Below are 733 nucleotides of genomic sequence, written 5' to 3'. Positions count from 1 at the left end.
GCATCTGCGACACCCTGGACCGCCGCCAGCCTGACCTGACTGTGATCATGGATGGCGTGCACAAACCCCATAATATTGCTGCCATTGTGCGTACTTGTGACGCGGTGGGGATTCTTGATGTGCACGCGGTGCTGCCCAAGAACCGGGCCCGCATGGCGGCGGGTACGGCCATGGGCTCGCAGCGTTGGGTACAGGTGCATAAGCGCGATGAAAGCACCGACGTGATCCGTGAATTGCAGGGCCAGGGGGTGCAGGTGCTGGCGGCGCATTTGTCCGATGATGCAATTCCCTACCGGGAGGTGGATTACACCCGGCCAACGGCGCTGTTGTTGGGCACCGAAAAATTCGGCGTCAGCGACGAGGTGGCCAGCGTGGTGGATCAGAATGTGACCATTCCCATGATGGGCATGGTGGAGTCATTCAATGTGAGTGTGGCGGCGGCGATTATTCTTTCCGAAGCCTGTGAGCAGCGCCGGGCGAAAGGGTTTTATGATCAGCCTCGTGTGGACGCCGCTCGCTACCACGAGCTGCTTTTCCGGTGGGGCTATGCCCGTATCGCCCGTTTATGCGACGCCCACGGCGTGCCATACCCTGAGCTGGATGAAGAGGGGCAGGTGAAAGACAGCGCCGCGCTTACGGCGCTGTTGCAGAAGACCCAGACGGAGTCGTAGCGGCGGGTTTGCTTGCCGGCTTGGTGGCGGGGGGAGCAACCGGCCCCAGCGGTGTCGCTGTG

1 protein-coding gene is annotated in these 733 nt (G+C 61.8%); it reads left to right on the top strand.

Going from position 1 to position 733, the window contains the following annotated elements; translation table 11 throughout:
* The first annotated feature begins 2 nt into the window (after positions 1–2).
* Positions 3–671 carry a tRNA (guanosine(18)-2'-O)-methyltransferase TrmH gene (trmH, locus tag A3730_RS29015; RefSeq protein WP_063539439.1) on the top strand — a complete coding sequence of 223 codons (669 nt, stop codon included), beginning with the start codon at positions 3–5 and terminating at the stop codon, positions 669–671.
* The last annotated feature ends 62 nt before the right edge of the window (positions 672–733 follow it).

This window comes from Alcanivorax sp. HI0044, from assembly GCF_001634945.1.
Note: the sequence above shows the minus strand (reverse complement) of the source record. Positions and strands in the feature narration are given on the sequence as shown.